Annotated in this window: 23 protein-coding genes; 7 read left to right on the forward strand and 16 right to left on the reverse strand. The window is 42.1% G+C overall.

Translation table 11 applies throughout. From position 1 onward, the window contains the following. Window positions 1-135 precede the first annotated feature (135 nt). Entirely contained in the window at window positions 136-702 is a 567-nt protein-coding gene (gene gmhB, locus PR766_RS06470; protein WP_230086778.1) for a D-glycero-beta-D-manno-heptose 1,7-bisphosphate 7-phosphatase, read from the reverse strand. A gap of 169 nt (window positions 703-871) precedes the next feature. On the opposite strand from gmhB, the gene metN reads away from it, so the two are divergent. The 6 genes from metN (at window position 872) to proS (ending at window position 6554) form a co-directional block, all read left to right on the forward strand. After that, entirely contained in the window at window positions 872-1903 is a 1032-nt protein-coding gene (gene metN / locus PR766_RS06475; RefSeq protein ID WP_036975983.1) for a methionine ABC transporter ATP-binding protein MetN, read from the forward strand. Further along, the gene (metI, locus tag PR766_RS06480) at window positions 1896-2549 is read left to right on the forward strand and encodes a methionine ABC transporter permease MetI (RefSeq protein WP_036968878.1); all 654 of its coding nucleotides are present in this window, start codon (window positions 1896-1898) and stop codon (window positions 2547-2549) included. The genes metN and metI overlap by 8 nt, the downstream gene beginning before the upstream one ends. A gap of 91 nt (window positions 2550-2640) precedes the next feature. Further along, complete coding sequence (locus PR766_RS06485; RefSeq protein ID WP_006658387.1) at window positions 2641-3462, forward strand: MetQ/NlpA family lipoprotein; 822 nt, start codon at window positions 2641-2643, stop codon at window positions 3460-3462. A 118-nt stretch (window positions 3463-3580) separates the two neighbouring features. Next, window positions 3581-3988: an Rcs stress response system protein RcsF gene (gene rcsF, locus PR766_RS06490; protein WP_006658388.1), complete on the forward strand. Its 408-nt coding sequence runs from the start codon at window positions 3581-3583 to the stop codon at window positions 3986-3988. 7 nt (window positions 3989-3995) lie between these two features. Next, window positions 3996-4715, forward strand: a complete 720-nt coding sequence (gene tsaA / locus PR766_RS06495) for a tRNA (N6-threonylcarbamoyladenosine(37)-N6)-methyltransferase TrmO (protein ID WP_036962733.1) — start codon at window positions 3996-3998, stop codon at window positions 4713-4715. Between the two features lie 120 nt (window positions 4716-4835). Next, on the forward strand, window positions 4836-6554 hold the full coding sequence (gene proS, locus PR766_RS06500) for a proline--tRNA ligase (protein WP_006658390.1): 1719 nt from the start codon (window positions 4836-4838) through the stop codon (window positions 6552-6554). A gap of 87 nt (window positions 6555-6641) precedes the next feature. Here proS and PR766_RS06505 read toward each other — a convergent pair whose 3' ends face one another. Beyond that, window positions 6642-7298 (reverse strand): copper resistance protein NlpE N-terminal domain-containing protein, encoded by a 657-nt coding sequence (locus PR766_RS06505; RefSeq protein ID WP_006658391.1) that lies wholly within the window; start codon window positions 7296-7298, stop codon window positions 6642-6644. A gap of 312 nt (window positions 7299-7610) precedes the next feature. Here PR766_RS06505 and rof point away from each other — a divergent pair, with 312 nt between their 5' ends. Further along, on the forward strand, window positions 7611-7874 hold the full coding sequence (gene rof / locus PR766_RS06510) for a Rho-binding antiterminator (RefSeq protein ID WP_006658392.1): 264 nt from the start codon (window positions 7611-7613) through the stop codon (window positions 7872-7874). Window positions 7875-7947: 73 nt separating this feature from the next. Here rof and tilS read toward each other — a convergent pair whose 3' ends face one another. From tilS to ispC, 14 genes are all read right to left on the reverse strand, one after another. Then, window positions 7948-9324, reverse strand: coding sequence for a tRNA lysidine(34) synthetase TilS (tilS, locus tag PR766_RS06515; RefSeq protein ID WP_036962736.1), 1377 nt, complete (start codon window positions 9322-9324; stop codon window positions 7948-7950). 123 nt (window positions 9325-9447) lie between these two features. Next, window positions 9448-10407 carry an acetyl-CoA carboxylase carboxyl transferase subunit alpha gene (accA, locus tag PR766_RS06520; protein WP_036979569.1) on the reverse strand — a complete coding sequence of 320 codons (960 nt, stop codon included), beginning with the start codon at window positions 10405-10407 and terminating at the stop codon, window positions 9448-9450. Window positions 10408-10419: 12 nt separating this feature from the next. Then, window positions 10420-13902, reverse strand: coding sequence for a DNA polymerase III subunit alpha (gene dnaE, locus PR766_RS06525; RefSeq protein ID WP_154636128.1), 3483 nt, complete (start codon window positions 13900-13902; stop codon window positions 10420-10422). Between the two features lie 28 nt (window positions 13903-13930). Then, the gene (gene rnhB, locus PR766_RS06530; RefSeq protein WP_006658396.1) at window positions 13931-14521 is read right to left on the reverse strand and encodes a ribonuclease HII; all 591 of its coding nucleotides are present in this window, start codon (window positions 14519-14521) and stop codon (window positions 13931-13933) included. Further along, entirely contained in the window at window positions 14521-15675 is a 1155-nt protein-coding gene (gene lpxB / locus PR766_RS06535; RefSeq protein WP_006658397.1) for a lipid-A-disaccharide synthase, read from the reverse strand. The genes rnhB and lpxB overlap by 1 nt, the downstream gene beginning before the upstream one ends. Window positions 15676-15728: 53 nt before the next feature. Then, window positions 15729-16526 carry an acyl-ACP--UDP-N-acetylglucosamine O-acyltransferase gene (gene lpxA, locus PR766_RS06540; RefSeq protein WP_006658398.1) on the reverse strand — a complete coding sequence of 266 codons (798 nt, stop codon included), beginning with the start codon at window positions 16524-16526 and terminating at the stop codon, window positions 15729-15731. A 1-nt stretch (window position 16527) separates the two neighbouring features. Further along, complete coding sequence (gene fabZ / locus PR766_RS06545) at window positions 16528-16980, reverse strand: 3-hydroxyacyl-ACP dehydratase FabZ (RefSeq protein WP_006658399.1); 453 nt, start codon at window positions 16978-16980, stop codon at window positions 16528-16530. A 129-nt stretch (window positions 16981-17109) separates the two neighbouring features. Further along, on the reverse strand, window positions 17110-18147 hold the full coding sequence (gene lpxD / locus PR766_RS06550) for a UDP-3-O-(3-hydroxymyristoyl)glucosamine N-acyltransferase (protein ID WP_006658400.1): 1038 nt from the start codon (window positions 18145-18147) through the stop codon (window positions 17110-17112). Window positions 18148-18150: 3 nt separating this feature from the next. After that, complete coding sequence (gene skp / locus PR766_RS06555; protein WP_006658401.1) at window positions 18151-18645, reverse strand: molecular chaperone Skp; 495 nt, start codon at window positions 18643-18645, stop codon at window positions 18151-18153. 87 nt (window positions 18646-18732) lie between these two features. After that, window positions 18733-21147 carry an outer membrane protein assembly factor BamA gene (gene bamA, locus PR766_RS06560; protein ID WP_154636127.1) on the reverse strand — a complete coding sequence of 805 codons (2415 nt, stop codon included), beginning with the start codon at window positions 21145-21147 and terminating at the stop codon, window positions 18733-18735. 41 nt (window positions 21148-21188) lie between these two features. Beyond that, window positions 21189-22541 (reverse strand): sigma E protease regulator RseP, encoded by a 1353-nt coding sequence (gene rseP / locus PR766_RS06565; RefSeq protein WP_006662990.1) that lies wholly within the window; start codon window positions 22539-22541, stop codon window positions 21189-21191. 8 nt (window positions 22542-22549) lie between these two features. After that, on the reverse strand, window positions 22550-23416 hold the full coding sequence (cdsA, locus tag PR766_RS06570) for a phosphatidate cytidylyltransferase (RefSeq protein ID WP_006658404.1): 867 nt from the start codon (window positions 23414-23416) through the stop codon (window positions 22550-22552). Window positions 23417-23422: 6 nt separating this feature from the next. After that, a complete protein-coding gene (uppS, locus tag PR766_RS06575; RefSeq protein WP_006658405.1) occupies window positions 23423-24175 on the reverse strand; it encodes a polyprenyl diphosphate synthase in 753 nt (250 codons plus the stop codon). A gap of 181 nt (window positions 24176-24356) precedes the next feature. After that, window positions 24357-25550: a 1-deoxy-D-xylulose-5-phosphate reductoisomerase gene (ispC, locus tag PR766_RS06580; protein ID WP_006658406.1), complete on the reverse strand. Its 1194-nt coding sequence runs from the start codon at window positions 25548-25550 to the stop codon at window positions 24357-24359. Between the last annotated feature and the right edge of the window lie 65 nt (window positions 25551-25615).

The following is a 25615-nucleotide window of genomic DNA, read 5'->3' on the forward strand; positions in this document are numbered from 1 at the left end:
TGTTATCACGGGGCTTCGAGGTTTTCTTCGAGCCGGTTTGTCGTGACAACGGATGCGCATTATAGGGAGCTCCCAAAATCTCGCAAGTGTTTTTTTTAAAATAATTTCCAAGTGCTGATTTATCACCCAAAACGGTTACTTTGTGATGCTTTTTAAGGCTTTTGGCAGGTCTGCAAGGCTATTAATCACCAGATCTGCACTCGCAATAGCGTCATCTGTAACAGGTTCTCCGCTTTTTACTAATACATTTGTCCCCACAAGAGCCGCTTTGCCCGCTTGCATATCTGCAAGCTTGTCGCCAACCATAATAGAAGAAGCCATATCAATGTTTAAAAATTGCTGGGCATCTAAGAGCATTCCTGGTTTTGGTTTGCGGCAATTACATTCTTGCTTATATTCTTCTACTGTTGCATCCGGGTGATGAGGGCAGAAATAGATACCATCTAAATCAACACCACGGTCGGCAAGAGACCAATCCATCCACTCAGTTAGCGTCATAAACTGGTCTTCAGTATAGATACCACGGCCAATACCAGATTGATTAGTCACGACAACTAATGCATATCCCATTTTTTTGAGTTCAACCATAGCTTCAATAGAGCCTTCGATAAATTCAAAATCATCGATTTGATGTACATAACCATGATCGATATTAATTGTGCCATCTCTATCTAGAAAGACTGCTGGAATACCTTTGCTCACTGCTTTACTCCTCAAACTGAAATGGTTTTTAGTATCTCACGAAAAGAAATGAAATGAGAATAGAATAAATCCATCAAACTTTATTGACTTAGACGTCTAGACGCCTTAACATCCAATGCATGTTAGATACAGTATCTAAAATATAATTCGTCAGAGAATAGAAGATAGAATGATAAAGCTCTCAAATATTAATAAAGTGTTCCAGCAAGGAAATCGCAATATACAGGCACTGACTGATATCAGCCTGCATGTTCCTGCTGGTCAAATATATGGTGTTATTGGTGCATCCGGCGCAGGTAAAAGTACCTTAATTCGTTGTGTGAATATGCTGGAACGTCCAACATCAGGGCAAGTCATTGTTGATGGGCAAGATTTAACCTCTCTGCCAGAAAAAGCGCTAACGAAAGCACGCCGTGGTATTGGCATGATTTTTCAGCACTTTAATCTATTATCTTCACGCACTGTGTTTGATAACGTGGCATTGCCATTAGAGTTAGACAATACACCGAAAGAAACGATTAAACAGCGTGTTAATGAATTACTGGAGTTGGTCGGTTTATCTGAAAAAAAAGATGCTTATCCAGCCAACCTGTCTGGTGGTCAAAAGCAACGTGTTGCTATCGCGCGTGCTTTGGCTAATTCACCAAAAGTTTTATTATGTGATGAAGCAACAAGCGCATTAGACCCAGCGACCACTCGTTCTATTTTAGAATTACTGAAAGATATAAACCGCCGCTTAGGGTTAACGATTTTATTAATCACCCACGAAATGGATGTGGTAAAACGAATTTGCGACCAAGTTGCCGTGATCAGCGGTGGTCAGCTCATCGAGCAAGATAAAGTCAGTGAAGTTTTCTCTCACCCGAAAACACCTGTCGCTCAAGCATTTATTAAATCAACACTCGTTATTGATATTCCGGATGACTATAAAGAGCGCCTACAAAGTGAACCTGGTAAAGATTTATCTCCATTGCTGAAGCTGGAATTTACAGGGCAATCCGTAGATGCTCCATTAATTTCTATGGCTGTTCGTAAATTTGATATCGATATTAATATTTTAAGCTCTCAGATTGATTATGCCGGTGGCGTTAAATTTGGAGTGATGTTGGCTGAATTACACGGTTTACATGATAGCGTGGAATCCACAATTACATTTTTGAAAGAGCACCATGTGAAAGTTGAGGTTTTAGGTTATGTCTGAGGGAATGATTTCACTGCTTATTTCAGGAACGATTGATACGATTATCATGACTTTCGTTTCTGCAATTTTAGGTTTTATTTTAGGTATCCCGACAGGCGTCCTACTTTATGTCACTCGTCGTGGGCAAGTGATGGAAAACACCGTTCTGTATAGCGTTATTTCTGCTGTCGTGAACGTATTCCGCTCAATACCGTTTATTATTTTATTAGTCTGGATCAGCCCGTTTACCAAATTCATCGTAGGTTCTGCGATTGGTATCGAAGGGGCGATTGTTCCATTGACTGTTGGTGCAATTCCATTTATTGCTCGCATGGTTGAAAACGCATTATTAGAAGTACCGAATGGTTTAATTGAAGCATCACGCGCTATGGGTGCAACACCGTTACAGATTATCCGCAAAGTATTACTGCCAGAATCTTTACCGGGGTTAATTAACGCAGCAACCATTACATTAATTATGTTAGTTGGTTATTCCGCAATGGGTGGTGCAGTAGGTTCCGGTGGATTAGGACAAATTGCAATGCAATATGGGTACTATACTTATAATCCATTAGTTATGAATACCGTACTTGTTCTATTAATTGTCTTAGTATTCATCATTCAGTTCACCGGTGAATATCTAATGAAAAAAGTGTCACATAAATAGTCCGTCATATAGATAGTCAGAAACAATAGCAGCGCCAAAAAACGCTACACAGTAGTTAAGGTGCTATAAATAGTGTCTAAAGGGGTAAGTTATGTCTATTAAGTTAAAATCAATTGCAGTAGTTGGCGCGCTGTTAGGAACATTAGCTCTCGCTGGCTGTGGTGAAAAACAAAAAGATCCAAATAGCATCAAAGTCGGTGTGATCATGGGCAAAGAATTTGAAGTTGCTGAAGTTGCACAAAAAGTTGCTAAAGAAAAATATGGTCTGAATGTTGAGCTCGTCTCTTTCAATGACTTCGTATTACCAAATGAAGCATTAAGCAAAGGTGATATTGATGCTAATGCATTCCAACATAAGCCTTATTTGGATCAACAAATTAAAGATCGCAATTACAAATTAGTGCCTGTTGGAAATACTTTTATTTATCCAATCGCAGGATACTCTAAACAAATTAAATCTATTGATGAACTAGCAGATGGTTCGCAGGTTGCTCTGCCGAATGACCCGACAAACTTAGGTCGCTCATTACTGTTACTGCAAAAACAAGGTTTAATTAAGTTAAAAGATGGCACAGGTTTAATGCCAACAGTATTGGATGTTGTTGAAAATCCAAAAGGCTTAAAATTTGTTGAATTAGAAGCACCTCAGTTACCGCGTGCTCTGGATGACCAAAAAATTGCATTGGCTATCATCAATACAACGTGGGCAAGCAGCGCAACACCAAAACTGACTCCAGCAAAAGATGGTCTGTTTGTTGAAGATAAAGATTCACCATACGTGAACATTATTGTGACCCGTGAAGATAATAAAGATAGCGAGAATGTGAAGAAGTTTATTCAAGCATATCAATCTAATGAAGTCGCAGAAAAAGCTAATGAAGTATTCGATGGTGGTGCAGTTAAAGGCTGGTAAGCTTTTCTCTTAAATAGAATGTGTATAAAATGCTAGGTGACGTTATGTCACCTAGCATTTTTTATTAAACCGATTACATAATTAATGCGTTCGCGCAGATAATAAAAAGGTAATATTTATGAGATTGTTTTTGCTCGCCCTCGCTACATTTGCTTTAGCTGGGTGCGGAATTAATCAATACACCAGTCCAAGCATGAATAAAGGGTTTTCGAGTATGAAACTGTCGAAACCTTTACCTGTAGAAACTGAAGAAGATGTCAGTGCAGAAAACATTAAGTTAATGAACAGCCCTGAAGAATTATTAGGAATGCCATTTCGTGATTTAGGTATTGTTTCTGGAGAGTCATGCAGAAAAAATGCAAAGAGTCCTCCTATTAATCTAGACTCTGCAAAAAACAGCATGTTGACGCAAGCCGCTTATATCGCTGCGGATGCCGTGTTATTACATCAGTGCCAAACCAAATCAGCGCCGGGTTGTTACCAAGCAACGGTATGTGAAGGTAGTGCACTTAAAATTGTTGAATAATCAACTTATGCAATCTTTTCAATTTAATGTTATTGGGCATATCGAATCTCCTTATAAAGAAAAGTTTGCCATTCCTCGCCAGCCTGGGCTGGTCCAAAACGGCTTTGGGCGCTTACATCTACACTCGCCTTACAATGACCCAAATGCCGTTAGAGGATTAACTCAATTTAGTCATATTTGGGTTTTATTTGTTTTTCACCAAACAATGGATGGGGGTTGGAAACCTTTAGTGCGCCCTCCTCGCTTAGGTGGTAACGATAAGATGGGTGTATTTGCAACACGCTCTACATTTCGACCTAACCCAATTGGGATGTCATTAGTTGAATTAAAAGATGTGACTATCGATAACCACCAAGTCATCCTTGAACTTGGTAGCCTTGATTTAGTTGATGGAACCCCCGTGGTGGATATCAAACCTTACCTTCCTTTTGCTGAAGCAGTCACAACAGCGAAAGCCGGTTATGCTCAAGAAGCTCCATCAGAAGATATGCAAGTTATATTTAGCCCTCTCGTTCAACTTGAGTTAGCTAAATATCAATCACGTTATCCTGGGTTAGCGGCTTTTATTGAGCAAGTATTAAAGCAAGACCCTCGTCCTGCCTATAAAAAACAGTCCAATGAAGCTCGTGATTACGCGGTTCATTTATTAGATTTCAATGTACGCTGGCGAGTGATTGACAATATCACTGACGTGTTTGCCATCGAACATAACGAAAAATCGCGTTAACCTCTTTTGACAAAGCATCGTCACTGGTAGACTAGCTCTTTATTCCGCTGCTTAGCAGCTTTAAATTATTGGGTAGGCTCAACGCCTACCATAATTTGTTGTTCTAATGGAACCTATACAATGCGTACTAGCAAATATCTGCTCTCAACTCTAAAAGAGACCCCTGCGGATGCAGAAGTTATCAGCCATAAACTGATGCTGCGTGCAGGGATGATCCGTAAACTTGCTTCTGGTCTGTATGACTGGTTACCCACTGGCGTGCGTGTTCTGCGTAAAGTTGAAAACATCGTTCGTGAGGAAATGGAAAATGCAGGCGCAATCGAGGTATCTTTACCCGTCGTTCAACCTGCTGACTTATGGCAAGAAAGTGGACGTTGGGAACAATATGGTCCTGAGTTACTGCGCTTTGTCGATCGCGGAGAGCGTCCGTTTGTTTTAGGTCCAACTCACGAAGAAGTTATCACGGATTTAGTGCGTAACGAAATCACTTCATACAAGCAATTGCCATTGAATTTATTCCAAATTCAAACCAAGTTCCGTGATGAAGTTCGTCCTCGTTTCGGTGTTATGCGTTCTCGTGAATTTATCATGAAAGATGCATACTCATTCCACACGAGCCAAGAATCATTGCAAGAAACTTACGATGCAATGTATGAAGCTTATAGCAAGATTTTCACCCGAATTGGCTTTGATTTCCGTGCAGTACACGCAGACACGGGTTCTATCGGTGGTAATGCTTCTCACGAATTCCAAGTCTTGGCACAAAGCGGTGAAGACGACGTAGTGTTCTCCACCGAATCTGATTTTGCGGCGAACATCGAATTCGCTGAAGCTGTTGCACCAAATGTGCAGCGTGCAGCACCTAGCCAAGAAATGCATTTAGTCGATACCCCAAATGCAAAAACGATCGCTGAATTAGTTGAACAGTTTAATCTGCCAATCGAAAAAACAGTTAAGACTCTGATTGTTCATGCAGAAAAAGATTCTGGTCATACTTTAGTTGCCCTATTAATTCGTGGTGACCATGAACTGAATGAAATAAAAGCAGAGAAACACCCGTTAGTGGCAAGCCCATTGCAATTTGCGTCTGAAGAAGAAATCCGTAAAGTCGTAAATGCAGGTCCAGGCTCTTTAGGCCCTGTCAATATGCCAATGCCAATCGTCATTGATCGCAGTGTTGCGGTGATGAGTGATTTTGGTGCGGGTGCAAATATTGATGGCAAACATTATTTTGGCATCAACTGGGAACGTGACCTGAAATTACCTGAAGTTTATGACTTACGTAATGTGGTTGAGGGTGATCCAAGCCCAGATGGTAAAGGTACCCTGCTGATTAAACGCGGGATTGAAGTTGGTCATATCTTCCAGTTAGGCACCAAATATTCTGAAGCGATGAAAGCATCAGTGCAAAACGAAGAAGGTCATAATCAAATAGTAACAATGGGTTGCTATGGTATTGGTGTAACGCGTATCGTCGCAGCTGCGATTGAGCAGAGTCATGATGACCGTGGGATTATTTGGCCTGATGCTATTGCACCATTCCATGTCGCCATTTTACCCATGAACATGCATAAGTCATATCGCGTAAAAGAAGTTGCAGAAAAACTGTATGCAGACCTGAAAGCACAAGGCATCGATGTCATTTTCGATGACCGTAAAGAGCGTCCAGGCGTCATGTTTGCAGATATGGAACTGATTGGTGTTCCATACACTATCGTTATTGGTGACCGCAACTTAGATACTAACCAAGTTGAATATAAATCACGCCGTAGTGATGATAAACAACTGGTTGGCTTAGATAACGTGGTTAGCTTCCTGAAAGAAAAATTAGCTAAATAATCGTTAATTGAGCCTTAAATAATAAAAGCTCAGAGTTCAGTTCACTGTCTCTGAGCTTTTTTATGATGTGATCAGAATAAATTCAGATTATTTGCAAGATTTCGTTTTATCAAACTGAATATTCCCTGTAGGAATAAATGCAGAATCAAATTGACCATCTTCCATTGATGGGCGCACAGAATAATAGCCATCCGCCTCTAAATAAACTGGCGTACCGCCATCCACATCAGTATCACTATATGCTTTTTCTAGCTCAATACCTGATGTCGCATATTTACGTCCAGATTCACATTCAGTAAATACCGCAGCATCCGCCATATAACGATATTCACCGCGTTTTTTACTCGGCGTAACTTGTTTCAATGTATGGTTCATTGAGCTTTCAATCGCCTTTCCTTCTATATCTAACAGGGTGATCGATTGATTATCTGGAGATTGAGCAAAGTAGGTACGCTCTGCTTTTGAGTTAGTCAGCGTTAATACACTGTCAGCACTGGACCAATTTCCAGTTTCATGGAACATTTGGTTGCCTTCACGCGTCTCTAAATAGAGTAATTGCTCAACATAACTGCCATCTGGATTAACCAATAATGTCGCTTCAATACCAGAACAATCCGCACAAGGAAGCACACCACTATAAACATGGTCTACAGGTGCAAAATTCGCTTCATTCACACTACTTTGACAACCGGATAGTGCCACGGCGCCCGCCGAAATAAGAGCCAATAAAAGTGCTTTCTTCATTATAATTCCCTTCAGATCATTCAATTATCACAGTTTCGCTTATTAAGACATCATAGCATCTCAAAGAATAAAAAAATAAGGTATGCAAAAATTTACAATAGGATAAATAACCAGCTAAAGACATCAGTTTAATGAATAAGAATTTTCCTTTTCCCACGTCACTGATTATAGTTATTAAATTACTATGCTATTATCGAACGAAGCACATCTGACTTAGTTCTTTTTGATGAGTCGATAAACGCTTAGTGTTTTTAGATAAGACAAACATGTTCAAGGCGGCAATAACCGCCACTAACACAGTGGTGAGGGAATATGTCTACAGATAATGAATATCAACCAATCAATTGTGATGATTACGAATATCTAGAAATCGCATGCCAGCGTCAATTAAAGCTGCAAATTAAGCTTAATGACGGCGAGAATATTGAAGGGCAAGCCAGTGATTTGCTCCTACGAAAAAAAATTGAGTACCTCGTCCTAATTACGCAGGAAGGTACCAAGGAGCTACGACTGGATATTATCTCATCCTTCAGTCATCCTGAAATCGGCACTATCGTTGTCGACCACTCTCACTAATCCTCGTTTTCTGAGTTTCTTCTATACCCCTTATGATAATCACAGTCATAAGGGGTTTCTAATTTTAGAACCGCTACTGAAATAACTCACTTGAAAACTCACCGTTATTTATCCAGTGCTCAGAATTTTGCCAATCAATAGCAATACCCACATTGTTCTCACCCACAAATCCATCAGGTGTAATAAAACACCCCACCGCGCAAATTAACGTATCGTTATAGTAAATAAGTGGCGTTCGTTCTCGCATCCATGGTGCAACACCAAGTTCTTGCCAAATCTTTTTACTGCTACGTGAATGATTTCGACCGACAATACTTAGTGAACCTTGTAAACCAAAACGGATAGTGACAACTTCGTTTTCTTGTGGGGGACGGATCTGCCCTTCTCCCTCCATCACAACCAGCATCCCCAGTGATTCAGGTAATAAATAATCCTCAGGATAATTCCACTGATATTGTTTCCCCATCAGGCTATTAATGCGCTTAACCACCCACAGAGCCCCTTGATAACGGCGAATTTCCACGTTACCCAAACGACAGATAGGTTCTGCATCCTGCCGAGCAAGTGCCACTTCCTGCCATATACGTTCCAATTGATTAAAGGGTGGCATGGCTAGCTGATGAAGGCCAATCCACCTGCGGATTAAGGCGTTACGCTTGGCAACTGAACAGTGAACAAGCCCGTCAATATATAACCCGCCACGATAATCGATAATCTCATCAAGTGAATCTTGCAGTAATTCATCCAATAGCGCTTCTTGTTCTGCACACAATGAGGCACTGCGAGAAACTGCATTGGCAAAATGTGGCCAGCGTTCCGATAACCTTGGCATGATATGTAAACGGAGAAAGTTACGATCATAACGGTCATCCTGGTTACTATCATCTTCAACCCAAGGCAATTGCTGCTCAGCACGGTAATGTTCCAACGCATGACGAGAAATCGTGAGTAGAGGGCGTAGCAGGACCGTATTTCCACATTTAGCTTGAAAAGCAAGTGATTCCGGCATGGCAGAAAGCCCTGTAGGACCACTTCCTCGTTTAAGCGCCAACATAACTGTTTCAGCTTGGTCATCAAGATGCTGAGCCGTCACGATAATCTCATCTTCGAGTAGCTCTTCGCGATAAGCTTGATAACGTTCGGCTCTAGCAGCTGCTTCAATCCCTTTATTGCTTCCCTCCACCGTCACATGCCGACAAATAAATGGAATATCCCATTTCTGACACAATGAAGCGCAGTGAGCTTCCCACTTATCCGCTTGTATATTTAAACCATGATGAACATGAATGGCGCGGATTTCTAATGACGGTAATTCACTGATTTTTATCTGATAAAGAGCATGAAGTAATACCGTGGAGTCGATACCACCACTGAATCCAACCAGAATTTTTCGGTAGCTTCCGATTTTTTCTCGAACTGTTGCGAGAATATGCTGTGAGGATTTCGCCATTATCTTCCCTTTATTCCACTCACTTCTTAATTCAATTTTATATTAAAGATAATAAAAAACGGGAGCTGGCTAAACCGACTCCCGTTTCAAAATAGAATGGATTGCACTTAATAGGTTAGCTAATTAGCAGTAACCATATCCCATCAGACGTTGATAACGACGATTTTTCAGTGCTTCTACATCCAACGTATCTAACTCACTCAAGTCTTGCGTGAGTTGTGCTTTCAGAGATTCAGCAATTTCATCGTAGTTACGATGAGCACCACCCAGAGGTTCTGGGATCACACTGTCGATTAACTTCAGTTCTTTTAAACGAGGCGCTGTAATTCCCATCGCATCAGCTGCTAATGGTGCTTTATCTGCACTTTTCCACAAAATAGATGCACAGCCTTCTGGTGAGATAACAGAATAAGTACTGTATTGCAGCATATTCACTTTATCACCAACACCAATCGCTAATGCCCCACCAGAGCCACCTTCGCCAATTACAGTACAGATCACAGGAACGGATAAGCGAGACATCTCACGTAAGTTACGTGCAATTGCTTCTGATTGACCACGTTCTTCAGCACCAACGCCTGGGTATGCACCTGGGGTATCGATGAAGGTAATAATTGGCAGATTAAAACGCTCAGCCATTTCCATTAAACGCAGTGCTTTACGATAACCTTCTGGCGCTGGCATACCAAAGTTACGACGAATTTTCTCTTTGGTTTCACGACCTTTTTGATGACCAATAACCATCACAGGGCGCCCATCTAAACGAGCCAGACCACCAATAATCGCTTTATCATCGGCATAAGCACGATCACCCGCTAATTCTTGGTAGTCCGTAAAAATACGGGAAATATAATCCAAAGAATAAGGACGACGTGGGTGACGAGCGAGTTTAGCAATTTGCCAAGCTCCCAGATCAGAGAAAATCTTACGTGTCAGTTCAACACTTTTTTCACGTAAGCGGGCAACCTCTTCATCTAGGTTGACTTCTAAATTGTTATCTTGACGGCTAACTGCGGTTAGGGAATCGATTTTCGCCTCTAATTCAGCAATTGGCTGTTCAAAATCAAGAAAGTCCAGACTCATAATATTCCTATTTTAGTCAAATTCTAATTCTACCTGCTCACTACCCAGCAGAGTTCGAAGGTCGTTCAGAAGGGGATCCACGGGTGTCACACGCCAAACAACGCCAAACTTGAGCTTAGCTCTGGCATCATCCTTCTGATAATACAAATGAACCGGTATCGTGCCTGAGCGGTGAGGTTCAAGAGCATTACGAAGCCGATTCAGTAATTGATCGTTAATTTGTTTATCGGACAACGATATTGCAAGGCCGCGCGCATATTTCTCCCTTGCTTCTCCGATATCCATCAATTCGCGCACTGTCATTTTATTACCACCATTGAAATCATCAAAGCTGACCTGACCGGTGGCAATCAAAATATTGTCTTTTTCCAACATATGTTGGTATTTATCCAGCGCATCTGAAAATAACATAATATCCAGACGACCGGAACGATCATCAAGCGTACAAATCCCAATTCTGTTCCCACGCTTCGTGGTGATCACTTTTGCAGAGAGCACTAAACCTACCACAGTTGTCACTTGACCACGAGGGGTTGGGTTCACATCTTTTAATCTCAAACCATTCGTATAACGCTCTATCTCACTTAAGTATCGCGTTATTGGGTGACCTGTCAAATACAGCCCCAATGTTTCACGCTCACCATCAAGCACGACTTGTTCAGGCCATTTCGGTACACTTGCGTAAGAGCTTTCAACTTGTTCAGGGGCTTCAGCAAGAACACCAAACATATCGCCTTGCCCGATAGCTTCAGCTTTTGCATGCTGATCAGCAGCTTTTAATGCATCCTCAAGGGAAGACATTAACGCAGCACGATGAGGACCTAAATGATCGAAAGCCCCTGCCATGATCAGTTTTTCCATCACACGGCGGTTGATCTTTTTAATATCCACTCGGGCACAAAGATCAAAAATTTCTTTGAAGATCCCGCCTTGTTGGCGAGCCTCAATGATCGCCTCAATTGGACCTTCTCCGACGCCTTTAATCGCACCAATTCCGTAAACTATCTCACCTTCATCATTCACATGGAAGTGATATAGCCCGCTATTGATATCTGGCGGCAATACTTTTAAGCCCATACGCCAGCATTCGTCAACCAGTCCCACCACTTTTTCGGTATTATCCATATCCGCAGTCATTACTGCTGCCATAAATTCAGCCGGATAATGGGCTTTTAACCATAAGGTTTGGTATGAAACGAGAGCATAAGCAGCCGAGTGCGATTTGTTAAATCCATAACCGGCGAATTTCTCCACCAAGTCAAAGATTTTCATCGACAATTCGCCATCTACCCCATTTTTGATAGAACCTTCCTCAAAAACGGAGCGCTGTTTTGCCATCTCTTCAGGTTTCTTTTTACCCATCGCACGACGCAGCATATCTGCGCCACCAAGGGTGTAACCCGCTAATACCTGAGCAATCTGCATAACCTGTTCTTGGTATAGGATAATACCATAAGTTGGCTCTAGAACAGGTTTTAATGATTCGTGCTGCCAATTCACATCAGGGTATGATATCTCTTCACGTCCATGTTTACGGTCGATAAAGTTATCTACCATTCCTGATTGCAATGGTCCTGGGCGGAATAACGCCACCAATGCGATCATATCTTCAAAGCAGTCCGGTTGCAGGCGCTTAATCAGATCCTTCATTCCGCGGGATTCCAACTGGAATACCGCCGTAGTTTCTGAGCGCTGTAGCATATCGAAGCTTTTTTTGTCATCCAATGGAATTGCAGCGATATCAATTGGATCTAAGTTTTTCTTCGCTCGACGGGCATTGATCATTTCCAATGCCCAGTTAATGATGGTCAGCGTTCGGAGACCTAAGAAGTCAAACTTCACCAGCCCTGCATATTCAACATCGTTCTTGTCAAATTGCGTAACTGGGTTATTTCCTTCTGCATCACAATAGAGTGGTGCAAAATCAGTAATCTTAGTTGGGGCAATCACCACCCCACCCGCATGTTTACCGGCGTTTCGAGTTACCCCTTCAAGCTTACGCGCCATATCAATCAGCGCTTTGACCTCTTCATCTGCCTCATAAATCTCTGGCAGTTGCGGCTCAACTTCAAACGCTTTCTCGAGAGTCATTCCTGGGTCAGGAGGAACTAATTTAGAAATTCGATCCACGAAACCATATGGATGACCAAGCACACGCCCTACGTCACGAATAACGGCTTTTGCTGCCATCGTACCGAAGGTAATAATCTGAGATACGGCATCTCGTCCATACATTTGTGCTACGTGATCAATAACTTGATCCCGTTTTTCCATGCAGAAGTCAACGTCGAAGTCAGGCATAGAAACCCGCTCAGGGTTTAGGAAACGCTCAAACAGTAAATCTAGCTCAAGAGGATCTAAGTCTGTAATTTTTAAGGCATAAGCGACTAAAGAACCAGCACCTGAACCTCGGCCTGGTCCAACAGGAACACCATTATCTTTCGACCATTGGATAAACTCCATCACGATCAAGAAATAACCAGGGAATCCCATCTGGTTGATAACATTAAGCTCTATTTCTAAACGCTCATCGTATTCAGGACGCTTTTCAGCCCGCACTTTTTCGTCTGGGAATAAAAATTTGAGTCGCTCTTCTAAGCCTTCTTTCGCACGCATAACCAAAAAGTCTTCTGTTTCCATATCCCCAGTCGGGAATTTAGGCAGGAAATATTCACCAAGACGAATGGTTACGTTACAGCGCTTAGCAATCTCTACACTGTTTTCTAATGCTTCAGGGATGTCGGAAAACAGCTCACACATCTCTTCTTCAGTACGTAAGTATTGCTGAGGACTATAATTTTTAGGGCGTTTCGGATCTGCTAATGTATAACCATCATGGATAGCGACACGAATTTCATGGGCATCAAAATCACTGCTTTCAATAAAACAGACATCGTTAGTCGCAACAACAGGCAGGCCGCGCTGGGTTGCCAGCTCAACCGCCGCATGAAGGTAGCTTTCTTCATCAGGTCGACCTGTACGTATAAGCTCCAGATAATAAGCATCAGGGAAATGTGTTTGATAAAATTCAAGGCTTTCATCCACTAACGCTTGGTTACCGCGCAGTAAAAATTGCCCCACATCCCCTTTTCGCCCGCCTGATAATAGGATTAAACCTTCTTTATGTTTGACAAGCCAATCGCGATGAATCGTTGGGCCAATGGCGCCATAGCCTTTTTGGTATGCTTCGGAGATGAGTAAAGTGAGGTTTTGATAGCCTTCGTTATTGCGAGCCAGAACGGTTAAGTGAGCAACCTCATCACCCAGTAGCTCACTTTCCATATAAAAATCAGCCCCAATGATTGGCTTGATACCCGCACCATGAGCCGCACCATAAAACTTCACTAACCCACAAAGGTTAGTAAAATCCGTGATGGCAAATGCAGGCATGCCCATGGCGGCAACTTTTTTGACTAATGGACCGGTTTTTGCCAGCCCATCAATCATGGAATAGTCACTATGAACACGTAGATGAATAAAACGAGGAGAAGCCATTAACCTTATACCTATTTTTCTATGCCGACTATTTAATGTCTAACGCACGTCTTACAGGCGCGAAGCTTTTACGATGAAACTCGGTAGCGCCAAATTCAGCTAATTTTTCTAAATGATACGCTGTAGGATAGCCTTTATGTTTCGCAAAACCATACTCAGGAAAAGCTTTATCGAGCTCAACCATTTCTCTATCTCTGACGACTTTCGCTAGAATAGATGCCGCGCTTATCTCTTGGACTAAGCTATCGCCTTTGACTACTGCCTGTGATGGCATATCTAGCTTAGGGCAGCGATTACCATCCACCAAAACAAATTCCGGTTTAATCAATAATCCTTCCACGGCTCTTTGCATCGCCAACATAGTGGCATGCAATATATTCAACTGATCGATTTCTTCTGGTTCAGCACGTCCAATGCACCAACACAGCGCTTTTTCTTTGATTTCATCGAACAGTTTTTCTCGTTTCTTTTCACTGAGCTTTTTTGAATCAGCCAGTCCTTCTATAGGATTATTGGGATCTAAAATCACTGCTGCTGTCACTACAGCGCCCACCAAAGGTCCACGACCGACTTCATCAACACCAGCAATTAAGTTGGCTTTCGGGTATATAAATTCCATTATTTTCTAACCAAATCCAGTACAGCCTCTGCGGCTTGTTGGTCCGCATCACAACGAATGAGTTGATGCAATTGTAAGAAAGTTTGCTTCAGCGCTTCCACTTTTTCACCACCTTCCAATAATGGCAGTAATTGCGCAGCAAGCTGCTGTGGCTGACACTCTTCTTGGAGTAATTCTTTGACAATTTCTTTACCTGCCAATAAGTTTGGCAAAGAAACATAAGGGGTTTTAACTAAGCGCTTTGCAAGCCAGAATGTGAAGGGTTTCATTCGATACCCCACAACCATTGGACATTTTGTTAGCATACATTCCAACGCTGCCGTGCCTGATGCTAAAAGTGTCGCATCAGCCGCAGTCATCGCATCGCGAGCTTGTCCATCAAGAATATGGACATTCAATTCAGGAGCAACCTGCTGCTTTATTTCATCAAATTGCTGACGTCTCTTCTGATTTACCAAAGGCACTACAATATGTAAATCATCGAAATGACTATTTAATAGTGTAGCGGTTTTTAAAAAATCAGCACTGAGCATCTCCACTTCAGAATGTCGACTACCCGGTAATAAGGCTAAGCATTTTGCAGTTGCTGGGATATTTAAACGCTCGCGTGCCGCGTATTTATCTGGGTTGAGGGGAATCGAATCCGCCATTGTGTGCCCAATAAAACGGCAAGGAACATCAAAGCGGTCATAAAATGCCTTCTCAAATGGGAGAAATGCTAAGACTAAATTTGTTGAGCGACCAATTTTGAATACACGCTTTTGACGCCAAGCCCAAACAGAGGGACTAACATAATGGATAGTTTTAATACCTTTTGATTTTAAACGACCTTCAAGAGTGATATTAAAATCAGGTGCATCAATACCAACAAACACATCAGGCTGTAACTCAGTAAAACGCTGAGTTAAATCTTTGCGTATAGATAATAAGCGAGGTAATCGACCAAGGACTTCAACAATTCCCATGACGGCAAGCTCTTCCATTTCATACCATGCTTCACAACCTTCAGCTTGCATGAGTGGTCCAGCGACACCGACAAAACGGGCATTGGGAACGTGTTGTTTTAAGGCGCGGATGAGTCCTGCGCCTAAGATATCGCCAGATGTCTCTCCGGCAACAAGGCCAATAGTAAGTGGGCGGTTGCTATTTACCAAAATTCGCTCCTTATTAAAGGCCTTTTCGTATCTTCATCTACAACAGCAAAAAATTAACGAATAATTCCACGCTTAGATTGTGCTGAGTCTTCTAAAAAGTCGCTAAACACTTTAACGTGTTCATCCGTTTTAGCCATTTCAGCAATTTCTTCGCGCGCTTCTTCTAAAGATTTTCCTGAGCGATATAACGTTTTATACGCGTTACGGATCGCATGTAGAGACTCTTTTTCAAAACCACGACGTTTCAAACCTTCAAGGTTTAAACCGAATGGAGTTGCATGGTTACCTTGTGCAATGACGTACGGAGGCACATCTTGTGCAACACCAGAGCACCCACCCACCATAACGTGGGCACCAATTTGGCAAAATTGATGCACCGCAGTCATGCCACCAATAATGGCGAAATCACCTAAAGTGACGTGACCACCTAACGTTCCGTTATTCGCAATAATACAGCGGTTACCAATGATGCAGTCATGTGCAATATGGACGTTAACCATCAGTAAATTATCATTACCAATTCTAGTTAAGTCACCGCCTTGTGTGGTTCCACGATGGATTGTCACACTCTCACGGATGCGGTTACGATCGCCAATCTCAACACGAGTCGGTTCACCTTGGTATTTCAGGTCTTGGTTAATTTCACCAATTGAAGCAAATTGAAAAATAACGTTGTCACGACCGATTTTTGTGTGTCCGTTCACAACAATGTGAGATTTCAGCTCAGTACCTTCACCAATTTCAACATCAGCGCCAATATAGCAAAAAGGTCCAATGCGTACATTGGCACCAATAACAGCTCCATCTTCTACAATAGATGAGGGATGAACATAGGCAGTTTTGTCAATCATATCAGACCTCACGACGACGGGCGCACATCATTTCTGCTTCGCAGGCCACTTCTCCATCAACTTTTGCAACACCTTTAAAACGAGCAACACCGCGACGTTCTTTGATAAATTCGACTTCCAGGATCATTTGGTCTCCTGGCAGAACGGGACGTTTAAAGCGCGCGTTATCTATAGCTGCAAAATAATACAATTCGCCGGGCTCAAGTTTACCTACGCTTTTAAACGCAAGAATGCCTGTAGCCTGAGCCATCGCTTCTAAGATTAAAACACCCGGAAAAATTGGTTTGCTAGGGAAATGTCCCTGAAAGAATGGCTCGTTAAAAGAGACGTTCTTTACCGCGCGCAAAGATTTACCTTCTTCAAAATCCAATACACGGTCAACCAAAAGGAATGGGTAACGGTGCGGAAGTAGTTCTAAGATTTCTTCTATATTCAGAGTATGATTATCACTCATCGAAATACTCTTCCTGTCAATTAATACTATTTAATTAATGAATCGGCCCGCTTTAACTCAATGGTGAGTTAACAGGCAGGCCGGAAAAACGTAACTCAAGAAACTATTTTAGCTTGAATTACCAAATAATTACTGATTTTTTTGATTTTGGCTATCTAATTCACGTTCAATTGTTTTTAGACGCTTATTCATCTCATTGATGTTTAAGACTAAAGCCGCAGTTTTACGCCATGTTTTATTCGGCTGTAAAGGGATACCAGAAGAGTAAACTCCAGGCTCAGTAATTGGTCGCATGACCATTCCCATACCTGTTACGGTAACCTTATCACAGATTTCCATGTGCCCATTGATAACACTGGCTCCGCCAATCATACAATAACGACCGATTTTTAAACTACCGGCCATGATGACACCCCCCGCAACTGCGGTATTATCACCTATTGTTACATTGTGCGCAATTTGGCATTGGTTATCGATAATAACGCCATTGCCAATGACTGTGTTATCTAATGCGCCACGGTCAATTGTTGTACACGCACCGATCTCAACACGAGACCCGATGATCACGGTACCCAACTGAGGGATCTTGATCCAATTACCACGATCATTGGCATAACCAAAGCCATCCGAGCCGATCACTGTGCCAGATTGGATTAAACAGCTTTCACCAATTTCAACATGATGATACACACTGACGTTCGCCCATAAACGGGTACCTGCGCCAATACGGGTGTTTTTACCAATAAAGCAACCAGCGCCGATCACAACGTTATCACCTAGCACTACGCCACTTTCGATAACAGCATTCGCGCCAATAGCGACATTTTGACCAAGCTGAGCATCATCAGCAATAACGGCTGAAACATGGATATTCTCCGCAGGAGCTGGAGTGGTATCCATAATTTGTGCCATATACGCATAAGCAAGGTAAGGATTATCTACAACCAGTGCAGCAACCTTACAAGCACTCAGATCTTTTTCCGTTAAAACCACAGCAGCAGCTTGGCAGTCTGCCAATTTGTCGCTGTAACGGCTATCAGATAAAAAAGTAATCTGTTGATTGTTCGCTGAATACATCGGTGCGATACCGGTGATGACGATATCGCCATCACCGTGTAACTGTGCATTCAACTGCTGAGCGAGGTCAGCTAATCGAATTGAAGACATCTATTATTTAACCTGTTTTTGAACCTGGCTGGTGATATTGATACCATCTTTTGCATACGCAACTGCGTTTGCATCGATAACAACATCATAGCCTTCTTTCGCTGCAACAGCTTTAATAGAATCTTGGATACGGCTCAGAATTTTATTACGCTCTTCAGATTGACGACGACGATTGTCTTCCTCAAATTTTTGAGCTTTTTCAGCAAACTGGTCACGTTTAGTGATTAATTCTTTTTCCTGCTTTTCACGATCACTAGTGCTCATAGTCGCACCGTCACGACGCAGTTTTTCTACGCGTGATTGCAGATCTTTTTCCAGATTTTGCAATTCAGTAGCACGGCTTTTGAATTCACTTTCAAGCTGCTTAGCAACGGCTTCACGAGCAGGCATGTTTTGGAAAACTTCGCCAACATTCACGATAGCGATTTTTTCAGCATACGCACCCGCAGACATTGCTAAAGCAATACTCACACCCGCTGCACACAACAATTTTTTCACACTAAACTCCTTAACCCATTCTTATGGCTGGAAATTTTGGTAGCCCTCATTCTCTTATGAGGGCTGATTTCGATAGAGACTGGGCTATTACCAAGTTCTACCAATATTAAATTGGAACTGTTCTGACTTGTCGCCTTCGTAATCCTTGATAGGTTGCGCATAGGAGAAGACCAGAGGTCCAAGCGGCGAAATCCACTGTAAAGCAATACCAGTAGAAACACGGACATTGGTTGCTGTACCGTAGTCAGGCATACCTGCACGCCACGCTGGGTTAATACTATTCCAATTGGTATCCCATACTGTACCCGCATCCACAAATAGGGATGTACGGATTGTATTCGCATATTTTTCGTCGACAAATGGCGTTGGGGTGATCAACTCAAATGAACCTGCATACATCGCGTTACCACCAACTGCATCGCTGGATGGGCTACCTGGCTCAGGACCATCTTTGTCATTAATATTCTTCAGATAAACCGCTTTCGGACCGATGTTATTCGAACGGAAACCACGGATGGTGCTAGAGCCCCCTGCATAGAAGTTCTCATAGAATGGCATTTGTTTGCTACCAATACCATCACCATAACCTGCCTGTGCACGACCTAACACAACCCATGTTTCATCATCATTCAGTGGGAGGTATTGGGCAGTATCAAAACGCAGTTTGTAGTATTCGTTATCAGAGCCAGGGATTGTCACTTTACCTGAAACGCTGGTTTTGTTACCCGATGTTGGGAAGAAACCACGGTTTAAGGAGTTATACGTCCAACCTAAGTTCAGCGTAAAGTCATCCGCTCTGAAGCTTTCTTTGTTACGACCATCTTTAGTCACCGGTGGGTTTTCACCCATAGATTGCAGATAATCCCACATAGCTGCTTGCGCACGCATGTCAGACAGGTCGTTATGAACATAACCCGCACCAATACGGAAGGAGTTATTTTCATTGAATGGGAAGCTTAATGTGCTATCTAGGCCATACGTTTTGTTGTTATAGCCAGATAAGTCCGCATCTTTCGCACTAAAGTCGTTATAGAAAATACGTCCACCCAGACTCACACCGTTAACAGTGAAGTAAGGGTCTGTCATTGAAAACTCGACGTTGGTTGAGTAGTCATTTCGGCTAGCGTTAATGCCAACCGCATTACCTGTACCCAACCAGTTATCCTGAGTTACACCAACTTGGAAGCTAACGCCACTTTCAGTACCAAAACCAACACCAAAGTTCATTGAACCGGTGTTACGTTCTTTAACCTTATAGATAACATCAACTTGGTCTGGGCTACCTGGAATACGCTGGGTTTCAACATCAACTGTTTCGAAGAAGCCTGTACGATTCAGACGTTCTTTACCCAATTCAACTAAATCGTTACCTAACCACGCCCCTTCCATTTGACGCATTTCACGACGTAAAACAGAATCTTTACTGGTGTCGTTACCTTGGAAACGAATTTGACGAACATAGAAACGGTTACCTGCATCGACGTTCACATGTAATTTAACGGTTTTATCTGCATCGTTAATTTCTGGTTGGGTCATGACGCGTGGGTACGCATAGCCATAGCGACCAAATAAATCTTTAATTTGGTTTTCCATTTGAGTCACTTGCGCACCATTGTATAACTCACCTGGTGTGATAGTGATCAGTTCTTGGATATCTGCTAAATGCTCAGCCGTATTACCATTAACGTCTACACCGGAAATCTTATATTGATCGCCTTCAGTCACATTAATCGTAATGTAGATATCTTTCTTGTCTGGCGTCAGACTCACTTGTGTTGAGTCGATATTAAAACGTGCATAACCGCGATCAAGGTAGAAACTACGCAGAGTTTCTAAGTCTCCCGCCAGTTTTTGTTTTTGATATTTTTGGTCAGCCGCAAGGTTCCACCATGGCACATCGTCACGTAATTGGAGTTTATTCACCAATTCCGCTGTCGAATAATTTTTATTACCTACGATGTTGATCTGCTGAATTTTTGCAGATACGCCTTCAGAGAACACGAATTTTAAATCCACGCGGTTACGTGGTAATGGTGTGACCACGGCTTTTACTGTTGCATTGTATTTACCAACGCTGTAGTAAAAATCCTCTAAGCCTTTTTCAATATTCGCAATTTTAGTGCGGTCTAATGCCTCACCCACACGGATATTTGATGCTTCCAAGTTCTGCTTTAGCATGTCATCTTTTACAGATTTATTTCCTGTAAAAGTGATACTCGCGATGGTTGGTCGCTCTTTAACTTGAACGATCAGCGTGTTTCCATCACGCAGGACCCTAACATCTTCGAAGTTACCCGTAGAGAATAGCGAACGAATCGAACGACTAATATCTTCGTTATCGATTGAATCCCCGACCCTGACAGGCATGTTCAATAATGCTGCACCAACGGCGACGCGTTGTAGACCTTCGAAACGAATGTCTTTAACTACGAATCCGTCTGAACCGTATGCAGTGGCGCTACCTAAAAGCAGCGACGCTATGAGCAACTTTTTCATCGCCATCGTTGTTATGCGTATTCCTTACTGGTCCCAAGCTTACAAAATTAGAAGCGAGAGAAATCATTAAAAAGTGCAAGCCCCATTAACAAAATCAATGCCATTGCACCAATTCGAAAACTAAAGTCTTGTACTCGCTCAGACACCGGACTCCCTTTAATTTTTTCAATTAATAAGAAGAGTAAGTGCCCCCCATCTAACACAGGCAATGGAAATAGATTGATGATGCCTAAATTCACGCTAATCAGCGCAATAAACATCAAATAATATACCAAGCCTGACTCCGCCGAAACCCCCGCACCTTTTGCGATAGATACCGGACCGCTCAAGTTATTGAGTTTGACATCCCCAACAACCAGTTTACCCATCATATTGACAGTCAATTTCATCAACTGCCACGTCTTATCGCTAGCTTGATATAGTGCAGAAACAGGGTTGTACTGTTGCACCATTTTATATTCATCTGCTAACGGTAACACTGTTAATTCGACACCCGCAACACCAAAGCGCTCACCTTTTTTACCGTCCTGAGCATCAGGTACCAAGGTTAAAGTGATCAATTGCGAATTTCTTTGTACGGCTAATTTTAGTGGTGTCCCCGGATTATTTCGGATAATTCTCGTGACAGGATTCCAATCGTCCAGCACTTCTCCGTTGACACTGATAATTCTATCTCCCGGTTTTAAACCGGCACGTTCACCCGCTAAGCCTTCCGTTACTTTATGGATAACCGGATCAACTTTCGCAGACACTGGCATAATACCAATGGATAAAATTGGGTCCTGTTTTTCAGGATCAAATTGCCATGAACTTAAATCTACTGTTTTAGAAACCGGCTCATTATATCCTTGAGGCAAAACTTGTGCAGTAAATTCCCTATCACCTATTTTACTCACCAATGCTAAACGAACTGAATTCCAATCAGGTGTTTCGATACCATCTATCGATTTTAGTTCCATCTGAGGCTCAAAATTTGCCTCAGCGGCAATAGAATTCGGTTTAATACTCTCAATCACTGGGCGAACTGACGGTATCCCAATCATAAAGACAATCCAGTAGACAACAATAGCAAGCAAAAAGTTCGCAAGAGGTCCCGCGCTAATAATGGCGGCTCGCTGTCCAACTGTTTTGTTATTAAAAGCCAAATGTCGACGTTCTGGACTCACTTCACCAACGCGTTCATCGAGCATTTTGACGTAACCACCAAGCGGGATCAGTGCCAAAACAAACTCGGTGCCATGTTTATCAACTTTACGCCAGAGTGTTTTACCAAACCCTATAGAGAATTTTTCAACGTAAACACCGCAACGACGCGCGACCCAATAATGCCCAAATTCGTGCACGGTAATCAGCACACCAATTGCAATAATAAACGCCGCTAAGCTCCAAATAAATCCCATTAATCTTCCTAAAGACCAAAACCGTTAAAAACTAACAAATTCAGCCCTGCAAATACGGGAATTGCCGCAGTTAGGCTATCAATTCTATCTAATATTCCGCCATGACCTGGGATCAAATGGCTACTGTCTTTAATACCTGATTGGCGTTTAAACATACTTTCTGTCAAATCACCAAACACTGATACTACAACAACAATAATTGAAGTCACTAGTAAATAATCTGGCATTGCAGGGATTGGGGCATACAGGCTAAATAACCATGAGATAATTCCCGCAGTAATCAAACCACCGATTAAGCCTTCCCATGTTTTACCCGGAGACACTTTCGGTGCCATTTTATTACGCCCTATCGTACGTCCAAATGCGTAAGCGCCGGAGTCCGCTCCCCATACCAACAACATGACATACAGCAGCCACCATGCTCCAACAGAGGTATCCGCTTGATAACCAATCGTTCTTAATACCATCATACCGCTGTAGAAAGGTACGATAGTTAATACACCAAATAGCAATCGAATTATGACTGATTTGCCCCACGATGCCGATGCAGGGTAAGTCACCACTAATAAAATTGCGGCAATCCACCAGATTAAACCCGCCCATAGGCTATATAAAATAAACGAGGAATTGGCTAACGCAGTCATATCAAGCAGAGAAAATTGTATTGCGAGTAGTGCCACTGCAAATACAACAGCTAAACCAATACGTTTAGCTGGAGAGTGCCATCCTGCAAATTGGGCCCATTCCCACGCACCTAGAGCACAGACAGCTATCACAACTAGACCGAAATTCGCTGGAGACAGTAAAAAAAGTGCAGCAATAACAATTGGAATTAAAATCACCGCAGTGAGTAAACGATACTTCAGCACATCCATCCCCTTTTATTTGACAAGTTCGTCATCTGATTCTGCCCCACCATAACGGCGTTCGCGCTTGCTAAAAGCATCGACTGCATCCTGAAACACCATTTCATCAAAATCTGGCCATAAAACGTTGGTGAAATAAAATTCCGCATACGCAACCTGCCATAACAAGAAATTACTAATGCGATGTTCTCCACCTGTACGAATAACCAAATCAACACACTCTTGATCATGCATACAAATGTGGTCACTAATCGTACTTTCCGTGATGTCATCGACAGACAACTCACCACGATTCACTTTCTCATATACTTGTTTAACACTATTAACGATGTCCCATCGTCCACCATAATTGGCGGCAATATTCAGCTGTAGCCCCGTATTATTCGCTGTTAATGCTTCGGCTTTATCAATTCTTTTTCTTAAAGTTTCACTAAAGCGACCAACATCACCAATAATTTTTAGTTTTACGTTATTTTTATGCAGGTTTTTGACTTCATTATCTAATGCAAAAACAAACAGATCCATCAGTGAACTGACTTCTTTCTCGGGTCTTTTCCAGTTTTCACTGCTGAATGCGTAAAGTGTGAGAGAACGAATATTATTCTTTACTGCAAAACGCACAGAACTACGTACAGATTCAACACCTGCTCGATGACCAGTAATTCTGAATTTTCCTCTCTGCTTTGCCCATCGCCCATTGCCATCCATAATGATAGCAACATGCTTAGGCATCATAGAATCAGAGAGATTTTCACCACTAGAGTTCATTAAATGTTAATCCTTGTCTGTACTACTTGGGAAATCCGGCTCAATCATAACTCTTATAATTATAATTGCTGATAAGACACATCCTTAATTTACTTATTGTTGATATGCTTTTTATTCTCAACCCGCCACATATTAAAGATATATTATAGTTATCAGCAACTAAATAAATCACATATCAAGATTAAAATTCTTGAGTAATGAGTTGAGCGGCTTCACGACGAGCACAAGCATCGATTTCTAAGACCTCATCAATGGATGTGGGTTCCGAAAAATCTAATTTATCCATAATCTTGTGGTTGATTTTTGCAATATCCGTAAAACGAATTTTCTCTTCCAAAAATGCGCCTACGGTAATTTCATTCGCACCGTTTAATACTGTGGTAGCCGCTTGGCCTTGGTGGCATGCATCGATAGCCAATTTCAGGCAAGGATAACGTTGATAATCAGGTTCAACGAAAGTCAGTGAAGATAATGTAGTGAAATCCAATGGTTTAGCACCAGAAATAATACGCTGAGGGTATGCCATGCTATACGAAATTGGTGTACGCATGTCCGGCGTTCCTAATTGAGCAATCACACTGCCATCACGATAACGCACCATCGAGTGGATCACCGATTGTGGGTGAATAATCACTTCCATCTGCTGTTCAGTCGCATTAAAAAAATAACAGGCCTCGATATATTCTAGCCCCTTATTCATCATCGTTGCAGAATCAACGGAGATCTTACGCCCCATAGACCAATTTGGGTGGTTACACGCTTCATCAGGCGTCACCTGATCAAAATAAGATAATGGCGTATCCCTAAATGGTCCACCGGACCCCGTCAAAACAATGCTGGAAATACCGGAAGCCGTTAGATCTGCAAAACCTAAATTCAGCTGAATTTCTTCAGGTAAACTTTGGAAAATTGCATTATGCTCGCTATCTATTGGGAAAACTGTAGCATGGTGCTCACGAATCGCATTAAAGAATAAACGGCCACTGGTAATCAGAGACTCTTTATTCGCTAATAATATTCTTTTTCCTTTACGGATAGCCGCTAGTGTCGGCAAAAGTCCTGCGACACCCGTAATAGCTGACATCACTTGATCTGCTTCATCGAGTCCCGCGAGTTCAATTGCTGATTCTTTGCCCGATAAAACGTCTGTTTTGCAGTTATTTTCCGTCAAAATAGAACGCAATGCTTTCGCGGCACGCTCATCAGACATAGAGACATATTTAGGATTAAATTCAAGGCACTGGCTTGCCATTTCAGATACGTTTTGACCTGCAACTAATGCAAGAATTTGGAATTTATCAGGATTTTGACGAACAACAGAAAGTGTACTTGTACCGATTGAGCCTGTAGAACCCAGGATAGTAAGACGTTTCATAGTGATCAGATGCTCTGTATTAATTCAATACTGAGATTATATCAGCTTAGTGATGAGAAAGGATT

It is taken from the genome of Providencia sp. PROV208, from assembly GCF_028479465.1.
In the GTDB taxonomy this organism is placed as follows: Bacteria; Pseudomonadota; Gammaproteobacteria; order Enterobacterales; family Enterobacteriaceae; genus Providencia; species Providencia alcalifaciens.

Coding starts and splice junctions, on each gene's coding strand:
- metN (WP_036975983.1), top strand. CDS start 872: ATGATAAAGCTCTCAAATATTAATAAAGTGTTCCAGCAAGGAAATCGC.
- metI (WP_036968878.1), top strand. CDS start 1,896: ATGTCTGAGGGAATGATTTCACTGCTTATTTCAGGAACGATTGATACG.
- PR766_RS06485 (WP_006658387.1), top strand. CDS start 2,641: ATGTCTATTAAGTTAAAATCAATTGCAGTAGTTGGCGCGCTGTTAGGA.
- rcsF (WP_006658388.1), top strand. CDS start 3,581: ATGAGATTGTTTTTGCTCGCCCTCGCTACATTTGCTTTAGCTGGGTGC.
- tsaA (WP_036962733.1), top strand. CDS start 3,996: ATGCAATCTTTTCAATTTAATGTTATTGGGCATATCGAATCTCCTTAT.
- proS (WP_006658390.1), top strand. CDS start 4,836: ATGCGTACTAGCAAATATCTGCTCTCAACTCTAAAAGAGACCCCTGCG.
- PR766_RS06505 (WP_006658391.1), bottom strand. CDS start 7,298: ATGAAGAAAGCACTTTTATTGGCTCTTATTTCGGCGGGCGCCGTGGCA.
- rof (WP_006658392.1), top strand. CDS start 7,611: ATGTCTACAGATAATGAATATCAACCAATCAATTGTGATGATTACGAA.
- tilS (WP_036962736.1), bottom strand. CDS start 9,324: ATGGCGAAATCCTCACAGCATATTCTCGCAACAGTTCGAGAAAAAATC.
- accA (WP_036979569.1), bottom strand. CDS start 10,407: ATGAGTCTGGACTTTCTTGATTTTGAACAGCCAATTGCTGAATTAGAG.
- dnaE (WP_154636128.1), bottom strand. CDS start 13,902: ATGGCTTCTCCTCGTTTTATTCATCTACGTGTTCATAGTGACTATTCC.
- rnhB (WP_006658396.1), bottom strand. CDS start 14,521: ATGGAATTTATATACCCGAAAGCCAACTTAATTGCTGGTGTTGATGAA.
- lpxA (WP_006658398.1), bottom strand. CDS start 16,526: ATGATTGACAAAACTGCCTATGTTCATCCCTCATCTATTGTAGAAGAT.
- fabZ (WP_006658399.1), bottom strand. CDS start 16,980: ATGAGTGATAATCATACTCTGAATATAGAAGAAATCTTAGAACTACTT.
- lpxD (WP_006658400.1), bottom strand. CDS start 18,147: ATGTCTTCAATTCGATTAGCTGACCTCGCTCAGCAGTTGAATGCACAG.
- bamA (WP_154636127.1), bottom strand. CDS start 21,147: ATGGCGATGAAAAAGTTGCTCATAGCGTCGCTGCTTTTAGGTAGCGCC.
- rseP (WP_006662990.1), bottom strand. CDS start 22,541: ATGGGATTTATTTGGAGCTTAGCGGCGTTTATTATTGCAATTGGTGTG.
- cdsA (WP_006658404.1), bottom strand. CDS start 23,416: ATGGATGTGCTGAAGTATCGTTTACTCACTGCGGTGATTTTAATTCCA.
- uppS (WP_006658405.1), bottom strand. CDS start 24,175: ATGAACTCTAGTGGTGAAAATCTCTCTGATTCTATGATGCCTAAGCAT.
- ispC (WP_006658406.1), bottom strand. CDS start 25,550: ATGAAACGTCTTACTATCCTGGGTTCTACAGGCTCAATCGGTACAAGT.